This window comes from Streptomyces sp. WAC07094 (genome assembly GCF_036320405.1).
GTDB classification, from domain to species: domain Bacteria; phylum Actinomycetota; class Actinomycetes; order Streptomycetales; family Streptomycetaceae; genus Streptomyces; species Streptomyces lannensis.
This window is the reverse complement of the sequence record NZ_JAVMJZ010000001.1, coordinates 6,541,579-6,564,676: the sequence shown is the minus strand read 5'-3', so window position 1 is coordinate 6,564,676 and position 23,098 is coordinate 6,541,579. Positions and strand designations below refer to the sequence as shown.

Genomic DNA, 23,098 nt, shown 5'->3' with positions numbered 1-23,098 from the left:
AGTTGCGTGCGAGGGCTCCCCTCCTGCCGGCTGCAGATCGGGTGTGCGGTTCGGGATCGCGTCAGTAGACGTGGACCCCGTAGGCGCTGAGGGCCTCGGTGACCGGCTGGAAGAAGGTCGTACCACCGGAGGTGCAGTTGCCGCTGCCGCCGGAGGTCAGACCGTAGGCGGTGGAACCGCCGTACAGCGGGCCACCGGAGTCACCCGGCTCGGCGCAGACCGTGGTCTGGATGAGGCCGCTGACGATGTCGCCGCCACCGTAGTTGACCGTCGCGTTGAGCGCGGTGACCCGGCCGCTGTGCGTCCCGGTCGTGGAGCCGCGGCGGTAGACGGTGGTGCCGACCGAGGGCGTGGCCGCACTGGTGATGTCCTGGCTGCCCACGGCACCCGACTTGGTCACCGAGGTGTTGGTGTAGCGCACGATGCCGTAGTCGTTGCCGGGGAAGGAGGAGCCGGCCGTGGTGCCGAGCGTGGTGGTGTGCGAGGAGTTCGACCACCAGGTGCCCGCGCCGTCGGTGCAGTGGCCCGCGGTCAGGAAGTAGTAGTTCCCGCTGGAGTCCTGGACGTTGAAGCCCAGGGAGCAGCGCCAGCTACTCGCATAGATCGCGTCGCCGCCGGAGATCAGCTTGTTGAACTTGCCCGAGGTGTGCTTGATCGTGAGGGCGCCGGCGTTGCCTCCGGCCTCCTCCCTGATCTTCGCGATCTCGGCCTTGGAGACCGTGCTGTCGACGGTGACGACCACGCGGTTCGTCGTGGGGTCGACGGCCCAGGCGGTGCCTGCGACATCGGACTTGAGCACCGAGTCCCTCACCTGGGTGAGCTGGTTGGTGCTGAAGGTCCCGGCGTCGCTCGCGTTCGCGTTGGGGATCGCGATCGCGGCGGCGGCCACGAATCCGGTGGCCACGGCGATCAGCCGGGTCCGTCTCGCGATGCCGCTGGTGGGGGTGGTGCGCTTGATCCTCACTTTTCGTTCCCTCCAAGGGAAGTCGGGGGCCCACGTGGGGTTGGGGCCCGTGAGGCGCAGCCAAGGACGGCCTGCCCGGATTCCGGACAAGTCGTGGCCCTGACAAGCGCTGAGGGGGAGTATTCGGCCGTACGACCGACCGGCGCAAGGGCGGCTTTCGGCCGTACGGCCTTCAACTTACAGATGACCGGGGAGATTGACGGACCTTCTACAGCAGGGTCCGCTCCCCCGCCTCGACCGCGGCGGCCAGCGTGTTGCCGGGTGGCGGGAACGGGCAGACGAAGTGGTCGGCGAACGCGCACGGGGGCAGCAGTGCCCGGTTGAAATCGACCGTCGTACGTCCCTCGGCGTCGGGCGCCGGCGGCCGCAGGAACCGGAAGGGGTAACTCCCGTCCCCGCTGGTGCTGTCCGCGAAGACGGCCCACAGCGAGCCGTCGTCCTCGACCGAGACCTGGAGGGTGAGGTCCTGTCCGTCGAGCGTGAAGGCGAGCACACCGCCGAGGCCGAGCCCGCGGTGACGCCCGTCGGCGTTCTCGACACGTACGGTGCGGTGCTCGCCGTACGGGGTGAAATGTCCCTCGAGCGACCAGCGCGGATCGTACGGCGTGGCGTCGATCCCCTTGAAGGCCCGGCGGCCCGGGGAGCCGGGGTCGTAGTCGCGCACACCCCACACGCCCTCGCGGACGAGGACGACCAGGCGGCGCTCACCCGCCCCGACACGGGCGGCGGTCGCGGGTCCCCGGTCGGCCTCGAGGCGGACCTTGCCGGTGAACGGCACTCCGTCGACGGAAAGTCCGTCCTCCTCGGCGGCCGTCAGCACCACCGCCTCACCGTCCTGTGTCCACTGCCCGGGGACTTCCGGGATCCGTCCTTCCGGATGGTCCTCCAGCCAGTAGGTGCCGGTCAGCGCGAGCGGTCCGTAGGGCCCCGACACCCGCGCGGTGCGGTGCTCGTGCCACTGCTTCCACTCGTCGGATGCGTCCGTCGTCATGCGATCAACCCTTCCACACGGAAATCCGCAGGTCCGAGATGCGAGCGCATCGTGGTGCCCGTGTATTCCGCGTGCGGGGCGCCCCGCTTCGGATCAACGGCACGCCCCGGCCACGAACTCGACGTGCGCGCCCCGGGTGGGACGACACACGAGGATGAACCCATCGGCCGCGTCCGTCCGGACGAACCCGCGTCGGCGAAGGAGACCCGGCCGCGACCCCGGTGACGGTCCGTCGGGCGGTTGCTCCTCCTCGCCGGGCAGGCCCCGCCGCCATCGGGCAGGCGCGCGGGGACGCCGCTTCGGAAGTCAGCAGTCGCAGCCGCAGTCGCAGCAGTCGCAACCATCGCACCCACTGCAGCAGTTGCCGCAGCAGTCACAGCAGTCGCAGCAGTCCCCGCAGTCCTGGCAGGCCGCGTCCTTGCGTTCCCGGGTCCAGGGATCCTCGTAGGTTCCGCAGCAGAGTTGGCAGGTGCAGGCGAGCCCGAGCCACACGGCGCAGCCCGCGATCAGCCCGCGCCGGTCGCGGCGGGGCGGTTCCGGGGGCGGGGGCCCTGCCGGGCCTCCGGGGCCGCCGGGCGCGTACGGCCCGGAGGGAGGCGGTCCGAACAGTTCTGGCATGTGCGAGCAGGAGGTCGTACCGAAGGCCCGGTCGACGGAGTTCCGCAGTTCGTGGGCGAGCAGGACATGCGCGAGCCGGCCGTCGGTGAAGGCCACTTCGCGCAGTGCGAGCCGGATGCCGTGCAGCGCGTCGTCGGCGAGGCGGCGCGCCTCGGCCAGGGACGTCCCGGTCGCCGTGAGCGGGTTCCAGGAGCCCGACGCGGCGTCGGCCTCCCTGTCCTCCACGGCGTCGAGCAGATGGGCGAGCCGCCCGAACAGCCGGCCCGCCTCGGCGAGCGCCTCCGCGTTGCCGGGCCGCCCGGCCAGCACCGCGGTGTGCGCGAAGGCCGCGGCCGTGGCCGTCTCGGTGGGCTCGGTGACGGTCAGTATCGAAGTGCCCGGCCCGGCGAGCGTCTCGATCCCGAGCTGCCGCTCCACCGCGTCCACGAGCACTGCGGTGTCGAACCCGATGTCGGAGCCGGTGCGGGCACCGGCCCTGCCCCAGCTCAGGGCTACCCGGCGGGCGGCGAACGCCACCGGCCGGCGGGCCAGCATCCCGTCCCCGTCGGCCATGTGGTCGCGCACCTTGGCGGAGGCGAGCACCAGCGACACGGCGGCCGCGAGCCGCGCCCCCTCACCGTGCGCCACGGAGGCGGTGCGCATGCCCCGCAGCGGGCAGGGCCCTGCCGTGCGCCGCCGTCCCGTGGTCCGCTCCGACTGAGCCTCCGTCAGGACCGAGACCAGCAGGCCGTCGTAGTTGGTGACGACCCGGGCCAGTTGCCCGTGGTCTCCGCGAAGCGCGAGGCACAGCCCGCACAGATGTGCCATCCACTGTGTTCTCAGACCTTCACTCAATCGGTGACGGCAGGGCCGGACCATTCCGAACACGACACTCCCCCGTGGCTCGTTCGACGTTGAGCTGCGGCAGCCTATCTGCCACTTCGTTCACCCGTACGCACCGACCGCCACCCGAACGCCGACGACGATATTATTTCACTCTCCGTCAGCAGCCATATGTGTGCCAAGCCTTGGGGTACACGGGCTCTCGACGTATTGGCTGTGCACCAGTACCGTCACGAAACCCCCGCGCGGCGTCTATCCACTTGGCGCTACATCCGCATCATGGACGACCATGGGGTTGCGGAAAGCTAGAAAGACCGCTGTGAGAGGAGGCGTCCATGGGATCTGTACGCAAGGCGAGTGCCTGGCTCGGCCTCGTCGACGACAACGATGACGAGCGTTACTACGACGACGACTACGCCGAGGGCCAGGAGCACGGCGACGCCTGGGTGACCGACCCGCGCGTGAAGGTCGCCGCCGACACGGCGGAGGAGAAGGGCCGCCGGATCGGCACGATCACCCCGGACAGCTTCCGGGACGCCCGCGCCATCGGTGAGCTCTTCCGGGACGGCGTCCCCGTCATCATGAACCTCACGAACATGGAGGGCGCCGACGCCAAGCGCGTGGTGGACTTCGCCGCCGGCCTGATCTTCGGCCTTCGGGGTTCGATCGACCGCGTCTCCAACCGGGTCTTCCTGCTGACCCCCGCGAACACGGAGATCGTCAGCGGCGACGCCGCGAGCCGGCGGCCCGACGGATTCTTCAACCAGAGCTGAGGCAGGGCCGCTCGTCGGCCCTGCCCGCTTCGGGCCCGGTCACCGGAAGGCGTCGAGCCCGGTGAGCGCCTTGCCCAGCACGAGCTGGTGCATCTCGACCGTGCCCTCGTAGGTGAGCACGGACTCCAGGTTGGTGGCGTGCCGCATCACGGGGTACTCCAGGGAGATCCCGTTGGCGCCGAGGATCGTGCGCGCGGTGCGGCAGATCTCGATGGCCTCCCGCACGTTGTTGAGCTTGCCGAAGCTGACCTGCTCCGGACGCAGCCGCCCGGCGTCCATGCGCCGCCCCAGATGGTGGGCGAGCAGAATCCCCTTGTGCAGTTCGACCGCCATGTCGGCGAGCTTCGCCTGGGTGAGCTGGAACCCGCCGATGGGCCTGCCGAACTGTTCCCGGCTCTTGGCGTACTCGACGGCGGTCTCGAAGCAGGACCGGGCCGCGCCCATGGCACCCCACACGATCCCGTACCGGGCGTGGGACAGACAGCTGAGCGGTCCCTTGAGACCGACCACTGCGGGCAGCACGGCGTCGGCGGGCAGCCGCACGTCGTCGAGGACCAACTCGCTGGTGACGGAGGCCCGCAGGGACCACTTGTGCCGGATCTCGGGCGCGGAGAAGCCGGGGCTTGCGGCCGGGACGACAAAGCCGCGTACCCCTTCGTCGGTCCGGGCCCAGACCACGGCGACGCCCGCGACCGAGCCGTTGGTGATCCACATCTTGCGGCCGTTGAGCACCCAGTCCTTGCCGTCGCGCTTGGCGTAGGTGCGCATCGAGGCGGGGTCGGAGCCGTGGTCGGGTTCGGTGAGCCCGAAGCACCCGATGATCTCGCCGGCCGCCATCCCGGGCAGCCACTGCTGCTTCTGCTCCTCGCTCCCGAACCGGTGCACGGCGTACATCGCGAGGGACCCCTGGACGGAGACCAGGGACCGGATGCCGGAGTCGGCGGCCTCCAGTTCCAGGCAGGCGAGTCCGTACTGCACCGCGCTCGCCCCGGCGCACCCGTAACCCTCGAGCGACATGCCGAGGGCGCCGAGGGATCCCAGCTCCTTGGCGAGCTCCCGGATCTGCGGCAGCTCCCCCTTCTCGTACCAGTCGGCGACGTACGGCAGCACACGGTCGGCCGCCCAGGTACGCACGGCGTCGCGGATGGCCAGGTCCTCGTCGTCCAGCAGGTCGTCGAGCCCCAGCGGATCGGCGGGGTCGAAGGGCGGCAACGTCGACGACGCGGACATGGGGACAGCCTCCGTGACACTGAAAACTAGCAGCGCTAACCGAACCGGACGGCCCGACGGTACGACGCCCCGGGCCGCACGTCCAGTATCGGGCGCCGAGTGACGGTGGTCACGCCCGGTCGCCCGGCCCCGTCAGGCCGACACGCGGGAGTCCGCCGCCTCCCGCGGCGCGGGTACCGCGGCAGGGCCGGGCGCGGGCGGCGGTTCGCAGTTCATGACCCGCGGCAACCGCAGTGCCATGACCGCTCCCAGCAGCAACAGCCCGGCACTGACCAGGAGCGTCACATGCAGGCCGTGCACGAAGGAGTCGCGCGCCGCGTGGCGCAGGGCCGCGCCCCGCGCGCCGCCCAGCCGGTCGGCGACCTCGTAGGCCTCCCCCAGCGAGTGACCGGCGGCCGCGGACGCGGAGGCCGGCACCCCCGGCACCGAGGACGGACCGGGCGCATACGCGGCGTTCATCACACTGCCCAGCAGCGCTATCCCGATGCCCGCGCCCAGTTGGTACGACGTCTCACCGATCGCCGCGGCACCGCCCGCCTGCGCGTGCGGCGCCTCGCTGAGCATCGACTCGTAGGCCCCGAAGAGCGTCGTCTCGATACCGAAGCCCAGCAGGACGAAGCCGGACAGCAGGAGTGTCGCGTTGTCGCGCCCGCCCATGGCCGTCAGCATGATGACCGAACCGGCCGTGAGGCAGAAGCCGAAGGCGACCATGAGCCGGGGGCCGAAGCGGGCGAGCATCTTCGAGCCGAGCAGACCGGCCGCCATCGCCGCGAACGTCAACGGCAGCAGCCGCAGTCCGGTCTGCAGCGGCGAGAGGTGCAGCACCAGTTGCAGGTACTGGGCGGCGATCAGTTCGAGGCCCACCAGCGCCAGCATCGCCAGCACGATGCAGCCGACCGAGGTGCTGAACGCCGGACGCGCGAACATCCGGAGATCCACCAGCGGATGCGCACGGCCGCGCTGACGCCGTACGAAGGCCACCAGCAGGGCGGCGCCCAGCACCAGCGGCAGCAGCGTGAAGGGGTCGAGCGGCGGCTCCCCGCCGCCCAGCCGCTTGACGCCCAGGACGGCTCCGAAGAGACCGGCCGCAGCCATCAGGGCGCCGACGACGTCCCAGGGGCCGTCGGGGTCGCCCGTCGACTCCGGCAGCAGCAGCCGCCCGATCGGCAGACTGACCAGCATCAGCGGGATGTTGATGAGGAAGACCGAGCCCCACCAGAAGTGCTCCAGCAGGAAGCCGCCGAGCAGCGGCCCGACCGCGGCGCCCACCGCGGCCACGGCGCTCCAGATGCCGATGGCCAGGGCACGCTCGCGCCGGTCGGGGAAGACATGGCGCAGGATGGACAGCGTCGCGGGCATGATCATCGCTCCGCCGACGCCCAGCAGGGCCCGTGCGCCGATCAGCACCTGGGCGTCCTGGGCGAGGGCCGCGGCACCCGAGGCGATGCCGAACAGGCCGTATCCGAGCAGCAGGACCCGTCTGCGGCCGATCCGGTCGCCGAGCGTGCCGAAGAGGATCAGCAGCGAGGCGCAGACCAGCGGATAGGTGTCGACGATCCAGAGCAGTTCGACGGCGCTGGGCTTGAGGTCCTCGGTGACGGCCGGCATCGCGACGTGCAGCACGGTGGCGTCGACGGCGACCAGGAGCAGGCTCACGCAGAGGACGAAGAGGACGACCCAGCGGCTCGCACCGGCCCCGGGGGCCCGACGGCGCAGCCCGGCGGAGGCCGTGGTCGTCCCGTACATGTACGTACCTCCCAGATGGTCCCTCGCACCGGCGGAATCCACGGGGTGGGGACATCCCCGCGGCAGCGACCGGGAGGTGGGTGTTCCCGGGCCCACGCAACGAAGCGAGTGAGTCGTCAGAGTACGCGAGTCCCCGCGGGCGTCGCGTGGCGGACCTCTCACGTTCGCGGGCGGAGGGTGTGGCGTACGCCACCTCCCCCCGGTCCATCACGATGCCGGGCGGCCCTCCGGTTCCGTACGCCGTCGATAATCGGGCGCGTGACCGATCTTGGAACCCGCCCGGCGCCACCCCCCACCGGCGCCGCGCGCCGGGCCGCCCCCGCTCTGGCGGGATACGTGGCCGTCCGTGCCCTGGGCCTCGTCGTGCTCGCGCTGTGGAGCGCGGCACGCGGCAGCAGTCCGCACACCCTGCTGACCGCCCGCTGGGACTCGCTCTGGTACACCCGGGTCGCCGGCCCTGGCTACGGCTACGAGGTCCGCCTGCCCAACGGCGACGTGCACTCCGATCTCGCGTTCTTCCCGCTGCTGCCCTGGCTTGAGCGGCTCGGCGAAGCGCTGACCCCGCTGTCCTTCGCCGACGCCGGTCTGCTCGTCTCGACGCTCGCCTCGATCGCCGCGGCCTGGGGGATCTTCGCCGTCGCCGACCATGTGTACGGCAGCCGGGCCGGCTTCTGCGCCGTCCTGCTGTGGGCGGTGCTGCCGGTCGGGATCGTGCAGTCGATGGCCTACAGCGAGTCCCTCTTCACGGCGCTCGCGGCCTGGTCGCTGTACGCGGTCCTCAGGGGCCGCTGGGTGACGGCGGGGGTGCTCGCGTCGCTGGCGGGGCTGACCCGTCCGGTGGGGGCTGCCGTGGTCGCCGCGGTCTGGGTGGCCGCGATCACCTCGTACGTACGCGACCGGCGTACGCTGCCGGCTCGCGAAGTACCGGTCCTGCGCCGGGCGCTGGGCATGGTCCTCGCCCCCCTCGGCGCCGCCGGTTACGTCCTGTGGGTCGGCCGTCGCACCGGCAAGGGCCCCCTCGGCTATCTCGATGTGCAGGCGGGCTGGCGCAACGGCTTCGACGGCGGCTACGCCTTCGCCCGTTTCGTCGCGGGCAAGTTCACCGCCTTCCCCTCGGCACTGGCCGGAGCGGGACTGATCATCGGGGTGGCACTGATCGTCTGGTTGTTCGTGGTGTGCGTGCGGCAGCGCCAGCCGCTGCCGCTGCTCGTGTACGCCGGGATCGTCACCGCACTCGCCCTGTGCGCGTCGAGCTACTTCGGCTCCAAACCGCGTCTCCTGCTCCCCGCCTTCCCCCTGTTGCTGCCCCTGGCCCGCGCCCTGGCCCGGGTGCGTCCGTCCAGGTCGGCCGCGGTGCTCGGCGGCGTCGCGGCGGCATCGGCCGTCTACGGAGCGTTCTGGCTGAACGGCTCCGGTCCGCCATGATCATGCGTCGACGGGCGGTGAGCGTCCGGCCAATTCCACACCAGCATTCGGTGAACGAATAGATAAGGGCCATAAAACGGGGACCCTTGTCGATCAAAGGAATTGAAGGCCGAGCGGGATCCCGATTACGGAATCCACAGAAATAAACCCGCTGTTGAGAGGAATCCCACATCACATCGTCATCACAAACCCGGTGATTCGCGCGGGTACGCACCTCACTCGCTGTAACGTCGATTGAGTGCGTACCGAACGAAAGCTGAGCCGTCTGGACCGGGTCTTCGCCCGGTTGGACCGTGAGCCGGAACGACCGACCCACATTGACGTGCCCAGGATGAGCCGCCACCGGGTGGTTCTCTTCTCGGCAACTCTCGCCTTCTACACGGCGATCGTGTGGGCCGTGGTCGTTTCCTCGTGGCTGGTCCGCCTCGACTGGCAGGTCATGTTCTTCCGGCCGTACCAGCAGTGGCCGCAGATCCACGCCTTCCTCGACTACTACGTGGTGCTGGGTCAGCGCGGCCCCACCGCCGTGATGGTCGCGGCCTGGCTGGGGTGGCGCTCCTGGCGCCAGCACACCCTTCGCCCCCTGCTCACGCTGGGGGCCGCGCTGCTTCTGCTCAACATCACGGTCGGCGCGGCCAAATACGGGATGGGCCGACTCGGACCGCACTACGCGACCGTCATCGGATCGAACGAGATGTGGCACGGCGGCGATATATTTCCTTCGGGACACACCGCGAACGCCGTGGTGACCTGGGGAATCCTGGCCTATCTGGCCTCGACGCCCCGGGCGAGACGCTGGCTTTCCGCAATCTCCGCGGTGACCTCCCTCGGCGTGGGCCTGACCACGGTCTACCTCGGTACGCACTGGCTGAGCGACGTGCTCCTCGGCTGGGCCGCCGGCCTGCTGATCCTGCTGGCGCTGCCCTGGTTCGAGCCGCTGATCGCCCGTGCCGAGTCGGCCATCCTCGACCTGCGCGACCGCAGGCGCAGCAGCCGTGCCCTCCCGGTGCCCACGCCGGCCCCGGTCGGTGCGGGCAGCCTCGTCCTCACCCCGCGCAACTCCACGGAGCCGGAGGCCGAGGTCCTTGAGCCGGTGGGCGTCACCCGGTCGACCCGGGCGCCGGTCTACCTGGCCCCCGGTCCGTACACGAGCAGGGGGGAGCGCACCCCGGTCACCCCGGTGGGCAGCCGCCGCCCGCAGCATCCGGACCGGGTCTCCCGGGGCACCACCCCCGTCCGGCCCCTGGCAGGGGGCTGAGCACCGGCGACGTCGCGGGGCCGGTACGCACGACCTCCCCGCACGGCGAAGGCCCCGGCTCCTGCGAGCCGGGGCCTTCGCCGTGGACGTCCCGAGCGGTCAGCCCTTCCAGCAGCGCCTGACCCTGCCGTCCTCGACCTCGAAGTTCAGCCGCCCGAACCGGTACTCCATGGTGATGATCGTGCCCGGCGGAAGGGAGCGGACCGTGCTCCAGCCGCGCTCACGGGCGAGCCGCTCCGCCCGGTCGGCCTCCAGGCCGACATACGACTCGGTGGAGTCGTCGGGTTCGGCTCCATGCGTGGGAATGGGTGCCATGCCGCCACGTTAGGCCGCGGTCCCGCGGCGTGGAAGTCCACAGCCGCCACTCATGTCGCGTATCCCTCTCCGGTCACGCTTCTGTCACAGAATCACGACAAGCGTTTCGGCCCCAACACCGTCACACGTACGGGGGGTTCCGCACTCACCGGACACCCCTTCGAACGCAATTCGGATCTGTTCGTCCGCCGTCGGAACGGTTTCGAATATTCCACCGATAGCGCGGCACACGCTCCGGTCTCCCGGCTCTTTTCATTCCGATTTCAAGACGACCGCGCCAACCGTCCGCGCATAAGAAATACACGGATCCGGCACAGAATCCCCCTACGCGTGCCGGGCCCGCTCGGGCGCGGCGTCCCGGCGCGAGCCCCGCTCCAGCGCCCGGGTCAACCGTTCCCGCGCCGCCGCGATCTTCCCGGTCAGTTCGGCGGGCTCCAGCACCTCGAACTCGAAACCGGTCATCAGTACATGAACCACCATCACGTCGAGGTCGGGAGCCCCGGTGAGCAGCAGGCAACTGCCGTCGGTCTCCGCCTCCAGGATCCCCGCGGACGGCGAGATCCGCTCGGCAGCCTCATGGAGGGGCACCAGCAGCCGTACGGCGGCCCGCGCGGCGTAGGCGCCGATGGAGACGCCCTTCGACACATACGCGGCCAGGTCCTCGGCCGGAGGCGTGCGCGGGGTGAAACGCGGTCCGTGCGGCGGCTTCGGGGTGATGCGGTCGGCACGGAACGTCCGCCAGTCGTCGCGGTCGACGTCCCAGGCGACCAGGTACCAGCGGCGCTCGGTGCACACCAGACGATGCGGCTCGACCGTCCGGCGGGTTGCGGCCCCCTCGTGATCGCGGTACTCGAAGCGCAGCCGCTCCGTATCCCGGCACAGGTGGGCGAGTTCGGTCAGGACGGCCGGGTCGACGGGTGAGGACCGGGGGTGCAGCATCGGCACGGTGAAGGCGTTCAGGGCGCCCACCCGGCGCCTCAGCCGGCCCGGCAGGACCTGTTCGAGCTTGGCGAGGGCCCGGACGGAGGTCTCGCCGATCCCCTCGATGCCCTGCCCGGCGGCGGTGCGCAGGCCGACCGCGACGGCGACCGCCTCGTCGTCGTCGAGCAGCAGCGGCGGCAGTTCCGCCCCCGCACCGAGCTGGTATCCGCCGCCGGTGCCCGGGCTGGCGTTGACCGGGTAGCCGAGTTCCCGCAGCCGGTCGACGTCCCGGCGCACGGTGCGCGGGCTGACTCCGAGGCGTTCGGCGAGGTCGGCTCCGGACCATTCGCGGTGGGCCTGGAGCAGGGACAGCAGGCGCAGCAGTCGTGCCGAGGTCTCCAGCATGTCCCCCAGTCTGCCGGCCGTTGCGGACAGCCATTGTCCGCAACGGCGTTTCAACCCGGTCGGTCCGTGGCGCTGACGGTCACCGACAGATCGTTGTCGACCGTGTAGTACGGCCAGGCCTCCACCGCGCCGTGTTCCGCCCGCACCGCGGCCCGTGGATAGCGGAAGACCGGCTTCTTGTCCGCGACGTCGTCGAGCAGCCGCGCGAGGCGCACCCGCGGCCCCCCTTCGCCGGCCGGGCGCAGCCACAGATCCCAGATGCCGGGCGCGAGCGGCGCGTACGGAACGGTGAAGCCGAAGTCCGCCGCGCTCCCGCTCACGTCGGCGCGCAGCACGGACCGGGGCCCGCCCCGCTCACGGACCTCGGCGTAGGCGTCCTCGGCGAGCCCCGTGCCGTACATCCGGCCCCGGACCCTCAACTCGCCCTCGCCGATGCGGAGCTCGCCCGCCTCGGCGTGCGGGGCACGCAGCCAGCTGCGGACGGCGAGGGTGCCCCGCCGGGTCGGGTGGGGGATGCGGACGGTGATTCCCGGTGCCATCCCGCCGGGGGCGCGGTCCACGAGGGAGCGCAGATCGTTGCAGCCGGATGTCAGGTGCCGGGGGGTGGCCTCGGCGAACTGCGCGTAGGCGTCCCAGCGGCCCTCGGGCAGGTCGACGCTGCTGGGCAGGGCCGCGCGCAACCGGCCGCCCTCGGCGGGGGTCAGCGGTAGCGCGATCTCGTCGCCGTCGGGGCGGCGCAGCAGCAGATGGGCGGGGCCCGGGTCGCCGGTGCCCCCGATGTCGAAGGTCAGCCCGCCCGCGCTGTCGGCGACGCAGTCCGCGCGCAGGGGCGTCGCGCTGCGCTCACGGCCGGCCCCGGGGGCCGCGGTCATCATGCGGGCCGTCCCTTCTTCAGAGCGCCGCGCCCGGCGTCCAGGGCGGCCCGGGCGCCGCCGAGCAGCGTCGCCCGTGCGCGGTGCAGCGTGGCACGTCTGCGCATGCCGCGCGGCGCGGTGGACAGGAACAGCGACTCGTAGCGCTCGGCGATCCGGGACGGGTCGAACCGCGCGGCGTTCCGCAGGGCCGCGGCCGCCATCCGCCGGCGCAGCGCGCCGTCGTCGATCAGCTCGAGCAGCCCCCTGGCGACGGAGTCGGCGCTGCCCGGCTCGACGAGGCGTCCGTCGACGCCGTCGCGGATGATCTCGCGCGGCCCGTGCGGACAGTCGGTGGAGACCACGGGCAGTCCGCAGCGCATGGCCTCGACGATGGTCATGCCGAACGACTCCGTGTGTGAGGTCACGGCGGCGATGGAACCCTTGACCCACTCGGGCTCGATGGGGTGGGCGGGACCCATGAGATAGACGTGGTTGTACAGGCCGAGACGGTCGACGAGGGTGCGCAGTTCGTCCCTCTGCTCCCCACCCCCGTAGATGCGCAGCCGCCAGTCGGGGCGTTCGGTGCGGACCCGGTCGAACGCGGTGATCAGCAGGTCGTACCGCTTGACGGGGGCGAGCCGCCCGGCCGCCACCACCCATCGGGCCGAGCCGTCGGCGGGTGCGAGGGCCGGCGCGGGCACCGGATTGGGCAGGGCCTCGACCCGGACGCCGGGCAGCCGCATCCGGGCACGGTACGCGCCGGCGTCGGCCTCGGTGGTCGTGGTGAAGGCGTCGAGATCCGGGTAGGCGCCGCGCAGGACCATGCGCAGCGCCTTGGAGTGGCTCTCGAGGGTGAGGTGCTCCTGGCCGACGCGGAGCGGGCCGCGCCGGATCTGGCGGGCCAGGTGCACGTTCAGGCCGGGGCGGGTGGCGACGACCACGTCGGCCTCGGTGGACGCGAGGTGCTCACCGATGCGGCGGTCGGTGAGGAGGCTGTACTGCCGGTAGCGGCCCTCCGCACGCGGAAAGATCCGCGCGGGCCTCGCCAGTTCCCCGTGACCGCGGTCGGGGCCGTCGGCGCGCAGGTCGACCAGGGACCGCAGCCGGACGCGCGGGTCGGGTGCGAAGACGGGCGCGTCGCGGTGGCGGAAGACGGAGACGATCTCCACGTCGTGCTGGTCGGCCAGTGCGGTCGCGAGGTTGTACGTCGTCCGGTTCGTGCCCCCGATCCCGTACGCGTTGTGTATCAGGAAGGAGATGTGCATGCGCCCCTGGATTCCTCGTCCGTCCCCTGTCGCTCTGTGAGACCCGGGGATGTGGGGAACGGTTGGGTGGCCTGGCCAAGTTGTGCCGCAACGGTTGCCCCATCGGTAGCCGATGGCGGGAACCTTTCGGCCGTGGAACGCATCAGGGGTGCGCACGCCGGCTGCGGTGTCCCGGGACGGGGCGCTCTTGTCCGCCCCGGCCGGCCCGGCCCTTCGCGTCCTCCCGGACCGCCACGGCGGGGCGGCTCCTGCGCGTCGCCGCGGTGCGGCCGCCGGCCGGCGTCGCATGCTCCCCGGGTCCTGTGACCCCGCCCGCATGTGCGCTGGGCCCGGTCGTTGGTGTTCGGCGGCCGCAGGAGGGGTCGTGGGGCGCGCACAGGGCGCTGCGGAAAGGGCGGCGGGACGAGGACCCCGACGGGCCCCGGCGTCACCACAGGACGCCGGGGCCCGCCGGGCCGGCACGATCAGAACTCGAGCCGCTGCCCGGGCACGATCACATCGGGGTCACCGCCGATGACCGCCTTGTTGCGCGCGTAGAGCCGCTGCCAGGTGGTCCCGTGCCGCTCGGCGATACCGCTCAGGGTGTCACCGCTGCGGACGGTGTAGTCACCGCGGGACGACCCGCGCCCCGCGTGTCCCGTCGAACGCTCCGGCGCCTTCGCCGGCTGCTTCGACGGAGCGGACCTGGTGGTGGAACCCTTCGACGGCTTGGCTGCCGTCTGGTGGCCCGCGGTGCCGGGCGCACTTCCGGAGGCTCCGGCACGTGCCGAGCAGACGGGCCATGCGCCCCATCCCTGCGCGTGCTGCACCTTGGTGGCCACGGCTATCTGAGCCTCCCTCGAGGCCCGGTCCGCGGTCGACGCATAGGCGGAGCCGCCGTACGCGCGCCAGGTACCGGCGGAGAACTGCAGTCCCCCGTAGTAGCCGTTGCCGGTGTTGATGTGCCAGTTCCCGCCGCTCTCGCACTGGGCGATGCGGTCCCACACCCCGCCGTCGGCCGCGGCGGCCTCACCGGTCGTGGCCAGCAGTCCCAGCGGGGCGAGCAGCGCCGCTCCGGCGAGGACCACCGTCGTACGGGTCGTGCGGGTCTTACGGGCGTTATCGGCACATTCAGACATGTAATTCCCTCTCCACGAACCCGGGGTCCCCCAGGGCGGGACGTGCCGTCCGCGCATGGAACGCGGTCGTCACGTGCCGCCCCGCCCACCGGAGGTGATGCTGCGCGCCGGCTGTGCGGCGCGGCCGGTGGGCGTCCCGGGCGGTGCTCGATGCACACGGCGGAGGAATGTATGGAGATCCGTCGCCCGATTTCAACCAACTCCTAGTCATTCCAGGCCAGTTCGACGTTACCCCGGGTATCGGCGATTTTCGGCCACCCACTTCATTCGCTGATTTCCGGATTTGTCGACCATGCGCCGCTGCGATCTGTGAGTCACTTCACGGAACCAACTTCCTTACTCATCCGGACAGTTGACATGGAGTGACGGATTCCGCGGGCATGTTCACCCAGCGCATCGGATGGTTCGATTCCGTTCGCTCCCGGGCGTGACTCCGGCCACAGATCGCCCGTTGTCATCTTCATGAGCCGGGGACCCCCGGACTCATGGGCCGGGAGCCGCCCGGCACGCCACGTACGACATCCCGAGGGAGCCACCCGTGCCGCGCATGCTCGACGTCAGCGACGCCGTACGCGCCGAGATCGGCGACGAAGAAGCCGACCGGCTGCTCGTCGGAGACAACGCCCCGGGCAGTTACGACTGCACCTCATGCCGCACTCCGGGCGACTCCGAACAGGAGCGCACCAGCACCGTCCTGTTCATCGGCGACGAGACCGCCGTCCTCGCCTTCGCCCATGCCACCTGCCTGCCCTCCCAGGTCGTCCAGGTCACCGAGGAGCAGCTGCAGGGCGCCGTGCGCTCCATCACGGCCGAGGAGGGGTTCGGCACGGCCGCCCCCCAGCAGGCCGTGCTGGGGGTCACCAGCGGGCTCGTCCTGATCGCCGGGGAGCTGCATCCGGCGCTCGTCGTGGAGCCGACCGCGCCCATCGTGCGCCCGGGCTCGATGGGTGTCGGCGACGACTTCCTGCCCCTGCTCATCGAGCAGGGCTTCATGCCGCTGACCGTCATCGAGTCCGTGCCGCACGTACTGCACGGCTGGTCCGTGCTGCTCGCCATGGGCCAGCTGCACGCCGTGCTCCAGCCCGGCGCGAACGGGGCCGGCCAGGTCGCCTGGTGGCAGGCGCACCAGCCGCTCCAGGTCACGGAGGGCTGGCGGGCCGCCGCCAACAAGCACCAGCAGGTGCTGATGTTCGCGGCACCGGTCGGCTCGATCGGCCGGCAGCCGCGGGAGGATCTGCTGCGCGACGCGCTGGACAAGGCCGCGGCCAACGGCAAGCTCGTCGCCGCCGCCCTGCCGCTGGCGGGGACCTGAGCCTCTGACCGGGGTGCGGGTGGGCCGCCCGCGGCCGCGGGCGGCCGCGCCCCCGTCGTGGCCCGGCGGGCCGTACTCCGGACGCGGGCGGCCTCCCGGCCGGCCGCGCGGTTCTCCATGCCCTGACGCACCGCGTCCCGGGCCTGGCACAAGAGCCCCTGAAGCGGACTAATCGACCGCATCCCTTGGGCGACGGGGTCGTTGGCACCTACGTGCACGCATATGACGTCCCCCGCCGCCGGTCCTACCAGCCGGCCCCCGCCGGGCGAGCCGGCCAGGACCCCTCCGGCTCATCGGCCACGCCGATCTACGACGCGCTCTACGACGAGTACGTCAGGTCCTTCCGGGCCTTCCCGGGCGACCGCACCGGCGAGGAGGACATGGCCTTCACCGCCTTCGCCAACTCCCCGGTGAGCGCAGGCTCGTACGACACCGGGACGTATGCCTCACACCACGGCGCTCCTCAGCACGCCACCGGTCATCTGGCCGCCTACCACGGCCATTCGCCCATGGCGAGCGACGTCTGGCAGCAGGTGGCCCGGCACGCCAGGGGGATGCACCACGTCCCGGCACTGCCGCCGGCACCGCGCAGGGGGCTGTGAGCCGGACACAACGGGTGAGGGGCGGCCCCCGCGGGGGCCGCCCCTCACCCGTGTTCCGGTGTCTCCCGGCTCACTTCTTCTTGCCGCGCTTCTCCCGCACGCGCACGGAGAGATGGATCGGCGCCCCCTCGAAGCCGAACTCCTCACGCAGCCGCCGCTCGATGAACCTGCGGTAGCCCGCCTCGATGAAGCCGGAGGCGAAGAGCACGAACCGGGGCGGCTTGGTGCCCGCCTGGGTGCCGAAGAGGATGCGCGGCTGCTTGCCGCCCCGCACGGGGTGCGGGTGCGCGGAGACCAGCTCGCCGAGGAAGGCGTTGAGACGGCCTGTCGGCACCCGGGTCTCCCACCCCTCGAGCGCGGTCTCGATCGCCGGGACCAGCTTCTCCATGTGCCGTCCGGTACGCGCGGAGACGTTCACCCGCGGCGCCCAGGCGACCTGCCCGAGCTCGGTCTCGATCTCCCGCTCGAGGTAGAAGCGGCGCTCCTCGTCGAGCGTGTCCCACTTGTTGTACGCGAGGACGAGCGCACGGCCCGCCTCCACCGCCATGGTGACGATGCGCTGGTCCTGGATCGAGATGCTCTCGGTGGCGTCGATCAGCACGACGGCGACCTCGGCCTTCTCGACGGCGGCCGCGGTGCGCAGCGAGGCGTAGTAGTCCGCGCCCTGCTGGAGGTGCACCCGCTTGCGGATGCCCGCCGTGTCGACGAACTTCCAGGTCTTGCCGCCCAGCTGGATCAGTTCGTCGACCGGGTCGCGGGTGGTGCCGGCGAGTTCGTTGACGACGACGCGCTCCTCGCCCGCGACCTTGTTCAGCAGCGAGGACTTGCCGACGTTCGGGCGGCCGATGAGGGCGATGCGGCGAGGCCCGCCGATGGCGGTGCCGAAGGTCTGGGCGGGCGCCTCGGGAAGCGCCTCCAGGACGGCGTCCAGCATGTCGCCGGTGCCGCGGCCGTGCAGGGCCGAGACCGGGTGGGGCTCGCCGAGGCCGAGGTTCCACAGATAGGCGGCGTCGGCCTCGCCGCTCTGGCCGTCGACCTTGTTGGCGGCGAGCACCACGGGCTTGCCCGCCTTGCGCAGCAGCCGGACGACCGCCTCGTCCGTGTCGGTGGCGCCGACCTTGGCGTCCACGACGAACACGACTGCGTCGGCCGCCTCGATCGCGTACTCGGCCTGCGCGGCCACCGAGGCGTCGATACCGAGGACGTCCTGTTCCCAGCCGCCGGTGTCGACGACCTTGAAGCGGCGGCCCGACCACTCGGCCTCGTAGGTGACACGGTCGCGGGTGACGCCGGGCTTGTCCTCGACGACCGCCTCACGGCGGCCGATGATCCGGTTCACCAGGGTCGACTTGCCGACATTGGGACGGCCGACGACGGCGAGCACGGGCAGCGGACCGTGGCCCGCCTCCTCGATCGCGCCCTCGACGTCCTCGACGTCGAAACCCTCTTCCGCGGCAAGCTCCATGAACTCCGCGTACTCGGCGTCGCCGAGAGCCCCGTGCTCGTACTCGTGCTCGGCCGAGCCGTCGGGCTGGATCTGGTCGTTCATGAAGTCCGTACCTCGTTCATCGTGGTGATCGGTGGAGCACCGCACCCGCGGTGATCCACTACTCAAGTGTCGCCTAGCGCCCGGTGAGGCGCCTGGCGGTTTCCAGGTGCTCGGTGAGCTGCTTCTGGATATGCGTGGTCGCCTCGTCCAGCGCCCTGCGCGTACGCCGCCCGCTGCCGTCGCCCGCCTCGAACGGGTCGCCGAAGACGATGTCGATGCGGCTGCGCAGCGGAGGCAGCGCCTTTACCAGCCGTCCGCGTCGCTCGGCGCTTCCCAGCACCGCGACCGGCACGATCGGAGCCCCGCTGCGGACCGCGAAGTAGGCGAGCCCGGCACGCAGCGAGGCGAAGTCGCCCTCGCCCCGGGTGCCCTCGGGGAAGATGCCCAGGACTCCCCCGTTCTCGAGCACGCCCAGCGCGTTGGTGATCGCCATGCGGTCGGTGGTCGTGCGGTCCACCTCGAGCTGGCCGATCCCCTTCAGGAAGGCGCCCAGCGGGCCGATGAACGCCTCCTTCTTGATCAGGAAGTGCGTCGCGCGGGGCGACACGCCCATGACCACCGGACCGTCGACGTTGTGGGAGTGGTTGACCGCGAGGATCGCCGGACCCGTCGCCGGAACCTTCCATGCGCCCAGGACACGCGGCCTGAACAGCCCGTGGATCACGCCGACGCCCAGACGCCGCCCGGCTTCGGCGCGCCGCTCGGAGGGAGCCTCGCTCACTTCGCCGCCCGCTTCTCCTCGACGAGGGTGACGACGCACTCGATGACCTGCTGGAGCGTGAGGTCGGTGGTGTCCACCTCGACCGCGTCGTCCGCCTTGGCGAGGGGGGACGTCTTGCGGCTGGAGTCGGCCGCGTCCCGCTGGATCAGCGCCGCGCGGGTGGCATGGACGTCGGCGCCCTTGAGCTCACCGCTGCGGCGGGCGGCACGCGCCTCCGCGGAGGCGGTGAGGAAGACCTTCAGGTCGGCGTCGGGCAGCACGGTGGTCCCGATGTCGCGGCCCTCCACGACGATCCCCGTCCGCGCCGACGCGGCGAGGGAACGCTGCAGCTCGGTGATCCGCGCCCGCACCTCGGGCACCGCGCTGACCGCGCTGACCCGGGAGGTGACCTCCTGGCCGCGGATCGGCACGGACACGTCCACGCCGTCCACCGTGATGGTGGGCGCCGACGGGTCCGTGCCGGAGACGATCTCCGGCTTGCCCGCCACCGCCGCGATCGCGGACGGGTCCGTTATGTCGATGTTGTTGTTGACCATCCACCACGTGATCGCCCGGTACTGGGCGCCGGTGTCCAGGTAGCTCAGCCCGAGGTGCGTGGCCACGGCCTTCGAGGTGCTCGACTTGCCCGTGCCGGAGGGGCCGTCGATGGCGACAATCACTGCCGGGGCGGTCCGGGCGGCGCCGTTTTCCACGGTGAGGACACCTTCCTGGTGCGGGGTGGCGGGTACGGGCGGGACGCACAGGCGCCCCGCACAAGGTTACTGGCTCCCCGGACCCGGTATGACTGGCCTGCCCGTCGCCCTACTGGCGGATCGTCCAGCCCCGCTCCCGCAGCGCCGCGCTCAGGACCGGGGCCGCCTTCTGCTCCACCATCAGCTGGACCAGACCCGCCTGCTGTCCCGTCGCGTGCTCGATACGGACGTCCTCGATGTTGACGCCCGCCATGCCCGCGTCCGCGAAGATGCGGGCCAGCTGGCCCGGCTGGTCGCTGATCAGGACGGCGACGGTCTCGTAGGCCCGCGGCGCGCTGCCGTGCTTGCCGGGCACTCGGACCTGGCCCGCGTTGCCCCGGCGCAGCACGTCCTGGATCCCGTGGACGCCCTCCCGCCGCTTGGCCTCGTCGGACGACTGCAGGGCGCGCAGGGCCCGTACCGTCTCGTCGAGGTCGGTGGCGACCTCGGAGAGCAGGTCGGCGACCGGGCCGGGGTTCGCGGACAGGATGTCGATCCACATCCCGGGGTCGGAGGCGGCGATCCGGGTCACGTCCCGGATGCCCTGCCCGCACAGCCGTACGGCCGCCTCCTCGGCGTGCTCGAGGCGGGCGGCGACCAGGTTGGAGACCAGATGCGGCATGTGCGAGACGAGGGCGACCGCCCGGTCGTGGCCGTCGGCGTCCATCACGACGGGCACGGCACGGCAGTGCGAGACCAGTTCCAGGGCGAGGTTCAGCACCTCGGTGTCGGTGTCCCGGGTCGGGGTGAGCACCCAGGGGCGGCCCTCGAAGAGGTCCCCGGTGGCCGCCAGCGGTCCGGACTTCTCACGCCCGGACATGGGATGCGTGCCGATGTACCTCGACAGGTGGGCCGGGTCGAGGCCGAGCGCCTCCAGTTCGCGGCGCGGGCCGCCCTTGACGCTGGCCACGTCGAGGTAGCCGCGCCCCAGCCCGCGCCGCATGGCGTCGGCGAGCCCGGCGGCGACGTGCGCGGGCGGGACCGCGACGATCACCAGGTCGACGGGGCCCTCGGGCTCCTCGTCGGTGCCGGCACCGAGGACGGCCGCGGTGCGGGCCTGCTCGGGGTCGTGGTCGCGCAGGTGCACGGTGACGCCGCGGGCGGCCAGCGCCAGGGCCGCCGAGGTGCCGATGAGCCCCGTGCCGATGACGAGTGCGGATCTCACTGGGCGATGTCCTTGCGCAGGGCGGCGGCGGCACCGAGGTAGACGTGCACGATGTCGGCGCGCGGCTTGTCGGACTCGATGTGGGCGAGGATGCGGACGACGCGGGGCATCGCGCCCTCGACGTCCAGCTCCTGGGCGCAGATCAGCGGGACGTCGACGATGCCGAGCTTGCGGGCCGCGGCCGCCGGGAAGTCGCTGTGCAGATCGGGGGTGGCGGTGAACCAGATGCTGATCAGCGCGTCGGCGGTGAGGCCGTTCCGCTCCAGGACGGCGGTGAGCAGGGCGCCGACCTGCTCACTCATGTGCCCGGCCTCGTCCCTTTCGAGTTGGACGGCGCCCCGGACCGCTCGTACCGCCACGGTGATGCTCCTCGCTGATGTACGGAAACCTCTGGTCACACCAGCGTAGTCAGCCCGGGACGCACTCCGGCGCGGCGCCCGTCCGGCGAGACGCGCCGCGCCGCCGTGCGAGCGCCCGCCGTGATGGACCGGGCCGCCCTCACATGTCCCAGAGGGCCCCGAGCGCCTGCAGTTCGCCCCCGTACTCGATGCGGTCCGCCCACTCCCGCGGCCAGGCTTCGGAGCCGAGGTGGGCGCCCGCGAAGGCCCCCGCAAGGCATGCGATCGAGTCGGAGTCGCCGGAGGTGCAGGCGGCCCGGCGCAGTACGGTGACCGGCTGGTCGGGGAACAGCAGGAAGCACAGCAGACCGGTGGCGAGGGCCTCCTCCGCGATCCACCCCTCGCCGGTCGCGAGACAGGGGTCCGTCTCGGGCGACACGGTCGCCACGGCTGCCTGGAGGCGTTCGAGGATCTCCAGGCACTCGTCCCAGCCGCGGGCGATGAAGTGCTCCGCGGTGGGGTCCTGGGCGCGGGTCCACAGATCGCCGAGCCACGACTCGTGATAGCGGCTGCGGTTCTCGTACGCGTACGAGCGCAGCTGCCCGACCAGTCCGGACGGCTCGGCGCCCTGGACGAGCAGCCGTATCGCGTGGGCGGTGAGGTCGGAGGCGGCGAGCGCCGTGGGGTGGCCGTGGGTGAGCGCCGCCTGCAACTGGGCGGCCCCGGCGCGCTGTTCGTCGCTGAGCCCGGGTGTGAGTCCGACGGGCGCCACCCGCATGTTGGCCCCGCAGCCCTTGGAGTCGATCTGGCTCGCCTCCTGCCAGGGCCGGCTGTCGTCGTCCAGCAGGTTGCAGGCGACGAGGCAGGTCCGTCCTGGTGCCCGGTTGTTGTCCGGGGAGTGGTACCAGTCGACGAACTCCTCGCGCACCGGACGGACCATGCGCTTCGGCGCCAGGACCCCGCGGTCCATGGCCGTCCGCAGCCCGCGTCCGAGCGCCAGCGTCATCTGGGTGTCGTCGGTGACGATCGCCGGCTTCGGCAGCTCCATCTCCCGCCACGGCCCGCACTTGGCGAGGATGGAGGGCACGTCGTTGAACTCGGTCGGGAAACCGAGCGCGTCGCCGAGGGCGAGTCCGATCAGTGATCCGGTGGCGGCGTGCTTGGCGAGGGCGGTGGCGGTCATGAGGGCCGTCCTTCCGTGGCGGGGCGGAGCAGGGGCGGGTGCAGGGCGGTGGCGGTGCCCGCGCGGTAGAGCGCGGCGGGCTTGCCGCGCCCACCGGTGAGCCGGGCGGCGCCCGGGACCGGTTCGACGAAGCCCGGGGTGGCGAGGACCTTGCGCCGGAAGTTGGGGCGGTCGAGCGCGGTCCCCCACACGGTCTCGTAGACCTGCTGCAGCTCCCCGAGGGTGAACTCGGGCGGGCAGAAGGCCGTGGCGAGGCAGGAGTACTCCAGCTTGGCGCCGACGCGTTCGTGGGCGTCGGCGAGGATCCCGTCGTGGTCGAAGGCGAGCGGCCCGGCCGCTTCGTAGGGCAGCCAGCGGGCCTGTGCCGCGTCGCCGCCGCCGTGCGGCTCGGGAGCGTCGGGCAGCAGGGCGGCGAAGGCGACGGAGACGACCCGCATCCGGGGATCGCGGCCGGGGTCGCTGTAGGTGCGCAGCTGCTCGAGGTGGAGCCCGGAGACGTCCGCGAGGCCGGTCTCCTCGGCGAGCTCCCGCCGGGCGGCCTCCTCCGCGGACTCCTCCGGCCGCACGAAGCCGCCGGGGAGCGCCCAGCGGCCCGCGTAGGGCTGCTGTCCGCGTTCGACGAGCAGAACGTGGAGCCGGCCCGCCCGGACGGTCAGGACGGCCAGGTCGGCGGTGACGCCGAAGGGCTCATGGGCGTACTTGTCGTAGCCCGGCACGGTCCCCATGACCCCCACCCCCTTTATGGTCGACATGACTCTAATGGCGGACAGGGGTCGCGCACAAGAAGAAGGC

The 23,098-nt window shown here is 71.9% G+C and carries 22 protein-coding genes; 5 read left to right on the top strand and 17 right to left on the bottom strand.

Annotation, left to right across the window (positions count from 1 at the left end; all coding sequences use genetic code 11):
• Positions 1–61 precede the first annotated feature (61 nt).
• The 3 genes from RCR19_RS29105 to RCR19_RS29095 form a co-directional block, all read right to left on the bottom strand.
• Positions 62–964, bottom strand: a complete 903-nt coding sequence (locus tag RCR19_RS29105; protein ID WP_331267820.1) for a S1 family peptidase — start codon at positions 962–964, stop codon at positions 62–64.
• A 208-nt stretch (positions 965–1,172) separates the two neighbouring features.
• Positions 1,173–1,955, bottom strand: coding sequence for a DUF1684 domain-containing protein (locus RCR19_RS29100; protein ID WP_331267819.1), 783 nt, complete (start codon positions 1,953–1,955; stop codon positions 1,173–1,175).
• 306 nt (positions 1,956–2,261) lie between these two features.
• Positions 2,262–3,440, bottom strand: coding sequence for a DUF5685 family protein (locus RCR19_RS29095; protein WP_331267818.1), 1,179 nt, complete (start codon positions 3,438–3,440; stop codon positions 2,262–2,264).
• A 290-nt stretch (positions 3,441–3,730) separates the two neighbouring features.
• Here RCR19_RS29095 and RCR19_RS29090 point away from each other — a divergent pair, with 290 nt between their 5' ends.
• A complete protein-coding gene (locus RCR19_RS29090; protein ID WP_331267817.1) occupies positions 3,731–4,168 on the top strand; it encodes a cell division protein SepF in 438 nt (145 codons plus the stop codon).
• A gap of 39 nt (positions 4,169–4,207) precedes the next feature.
• Here the strand turns inward: RCR19_RS29090 and RCR19_RS29085 are convergent, their stop codons facing one another.
• Positions 4,208–5,398, bottom strand: coding sequence for an acyl-CoA dehydrogenase family protein (locus RCR19_RS29085; RefSeq protein ID WP_331267816.1), 1,191 nt, complete (start codon positions 5,396–5,398; stop codon positions 4,208–4,210).
• Between the two features lie 132 nt (positions 5,399–5,530).
• On the bottom strand, positions 5,531–7,144 hold the full coding sequence (locus RCR19_RS29080; protein WP_331267815.1) for an MFS transporter: 1,614 nt from the start codon (positions 7,142–7,144) through the stop codon (positions 5,531–5,533).
• Between the two features lie 258 nt (positions 7,145–7,402).
• Between RCR19_RS29080 and RCR19_RS29075 the strand changes: the two genes are divergently transcribed.
• Positions 7,403–8,569 carry a glycosyltransferase family 39 protein gene (locus RCR19_RS29075; RefSeq protein WP_331267814.1) on the top strand — a complete coding sequence of 389 codons (1,167 nt, stop codon included), beginning with the start codon at positions 7,403–7,405 and terminating at the stop codon, positions 8,567–8,569.
• A gap of 238 nt (positions 8,570–8,807) precedes the next feature.
• Complete coding sequence (locus RCR19_RS29070) at positions 8,808–9,827, top strand: phosphatase PAP2 family protein (RefSeq protein ID WP_331267813.1); 1,020 nt, start codon at positions 8,808–8,810, stop codon at positions 9,825–9,827.
• 99 nt (positions 9,828–9,926) lie between these two features.
• Here the strand turns inward: RCR19_RS29070 and RCR19_RS29065 are convergent, their stop codons facing one another.
• From RCR19_RS29065 to RCR19_RS29045, 5 genes are all read right to left on the bottom strand, one after another.
• Positions 9,927–10,142, bottom strand: a complete 216-nt coding sequence (locus tag RCR19_RS29065; protein ID WP_059125801.1) for an I78 family peptidase inhibitor — start codon at positions 10,140–10,142, stop codon at positions 9,927–9,929.
• Positions 10,143–10,466: 324 nt separating this feature from the next.
• On the bottom strand, positions 10,467–11,468 hold the full coding sequence (locus RCR19_RS29060) for a YafY family protein (RefSeq protein ID WP_331267812.1): 1,002 nt from the start codon (positions 11,466–11,468) through the stop codon (positions 10,467–10,469).
• Positions 11,469–11,518: 50 nt separating this feature from the next.
• A complete protein-coding gene (locus tag RCR19_RS29055; protein WP_331267811.1) occupies positions 11,519–12,343 on the bottom strand; it encodes a hypothetical protein in 825 nt (274 codons plus the stop codon).
• On the bottom strand, positions 12,340–13,587 hold the full coding sequence (locus tag RCR19_RS29050; RefSeq protein WP_331267810.1) for a glycosyltransferase: 1,248 nt from the start codon (positions 13,585–13,587) through the stop codon (positions 12,340–12,342). Before RCR19_RS29050 ends, RCR19_RS29055 begins: the two co-directional genes overlap by 4 nt.
• A gap of 464 nt (positions 13,588–14,051) precedes the next feature.
• Entirely contained in the window at positions 14,052–14,705 is a 654-nt protein-coding gene (locus RCR19_RS29045) for a transglycosylase family protein (protein ID WP_331267809.1), read from the bottom strand.
• A gap of 538 nt (positions 14,706–15,243) precedes the next feature.
• Between RCR19_RS29045 and RCR19_RS29040 the strand changes: the two genes are divergently transcribed.
• Positions 15,244–16,017: a hypothetical protein gene (locus RCR19_RS29040; protein WP_331267808.1), complete on the top strand. Its 774-nt coding sequence runs from the start codon at positions 15,244–15,246 to the stop codon at positions 16,015–16,017.
• 212 nt (positions 16,018–16,229) lie between these two features.
• A complete protein-coding gene (locus RCR19_RS29035) occupies positions 16,230–16,619 on the top strand; it encodes a hypothetical protein (RefSeq protein ID WP_331267807.1) in 390 nt (129 codons plus the stop codon).
• Between the two features lie 70 nt (positions 16,620–16,689).
• On the opposite strand, the gene der is transcribed toward RCR19_RS29035, so the two are convergent.
• The 7 genes from der to RCR19_RS29000 form a co-directional block, all read right to left on the bottom strand.
• Entirely contained in the window at positions 16,690–18,168 is a 1,479-nt protein-coding gene (gene der, locus RCR19_RS29030; RefSeq protein ID WP_059125807.1) for a ribosome biogenesis GTPase Der, read from the bottom strand.
• A gap of 73 nt (positions 18,169–18,241) precedes the next feature.
• Positions 18,242–18,889, bottom strand: a complete 648-nt coding sequence (locus RCR19_RS29025) for a lysophospholipid acyltransferase family protein (RefSeq protein ID WP_331267806.1) — start codon at positions 18,887–18,889, stop codon at positions 18,242–18,244.
• The gene (gene cmk, locus RCR19_RS29020; protein WP_331267805.1) at positions 18,886–19,581 is read right to left on the bottom strand and encodes a (d)CMP kinase; all 696 of its coding nucleotides are present in this window, start codon (positions 19,579–19,581) and stop codon (positions 18,886–18,888) included. Before cmk ends, RCR19_RS29025 begins: the two co-directional genes overlap by 4 nt.
• A 109-nt stretch (positions 19,582–19,690) precedes the next feature.
• Positions 19,691–20,785, bottom strand: coding sequence for a prephenate dehydrogenase (locus RCR19_RS29015; protein ID WP_331267804.1), 1,095 nt, complete (start codon positions 20,783–20,785; stop codon positions 19,691–19,693).
• Positions 20,782–21,144 (bottom strand): chorismate mutase, encoded by a 363-nt coding sequence (aroH, locus tag RCR19_RS29010; RefSeq protein ID WP_115975060.1) that lies wholly within the window; start codon positions 21,142–21,144, stop codon positions 20,782–20,784. The genes RCR19_RS29015 and aroH overlap by 4 nt, the downstream gene beginning before the upstream one ends.
• Positions 21,145–21,283: 139 nt before the next feature.
• A complete protein-coding gene (locus RCR19_RS29005) occupies positions 21,284–22,306 on the bottom strand; it encodes an ADP-ribosylglycohydrolase family protein (protein ID WP_331267803.1) in 1,023 nt (340 codons plus the stop codon).
• Positions 22,303–23,031 (bottom strand): NUDIX domain-containing protein, encoded by a 729-nt coding sequence (locus tag RCR19_RS29000; protein WP_331269584.1) that lies wholly within the window; start codon positions 23,029–23,031, stop codon positions 22,303–22,305. Before RCR19_RS29000 ends, RCR19_RS29005 begins: the two co-directional genes overlap by 4 nt.
• Positions 23,032–23,098 lie beyond the last annotated feature (67 nt).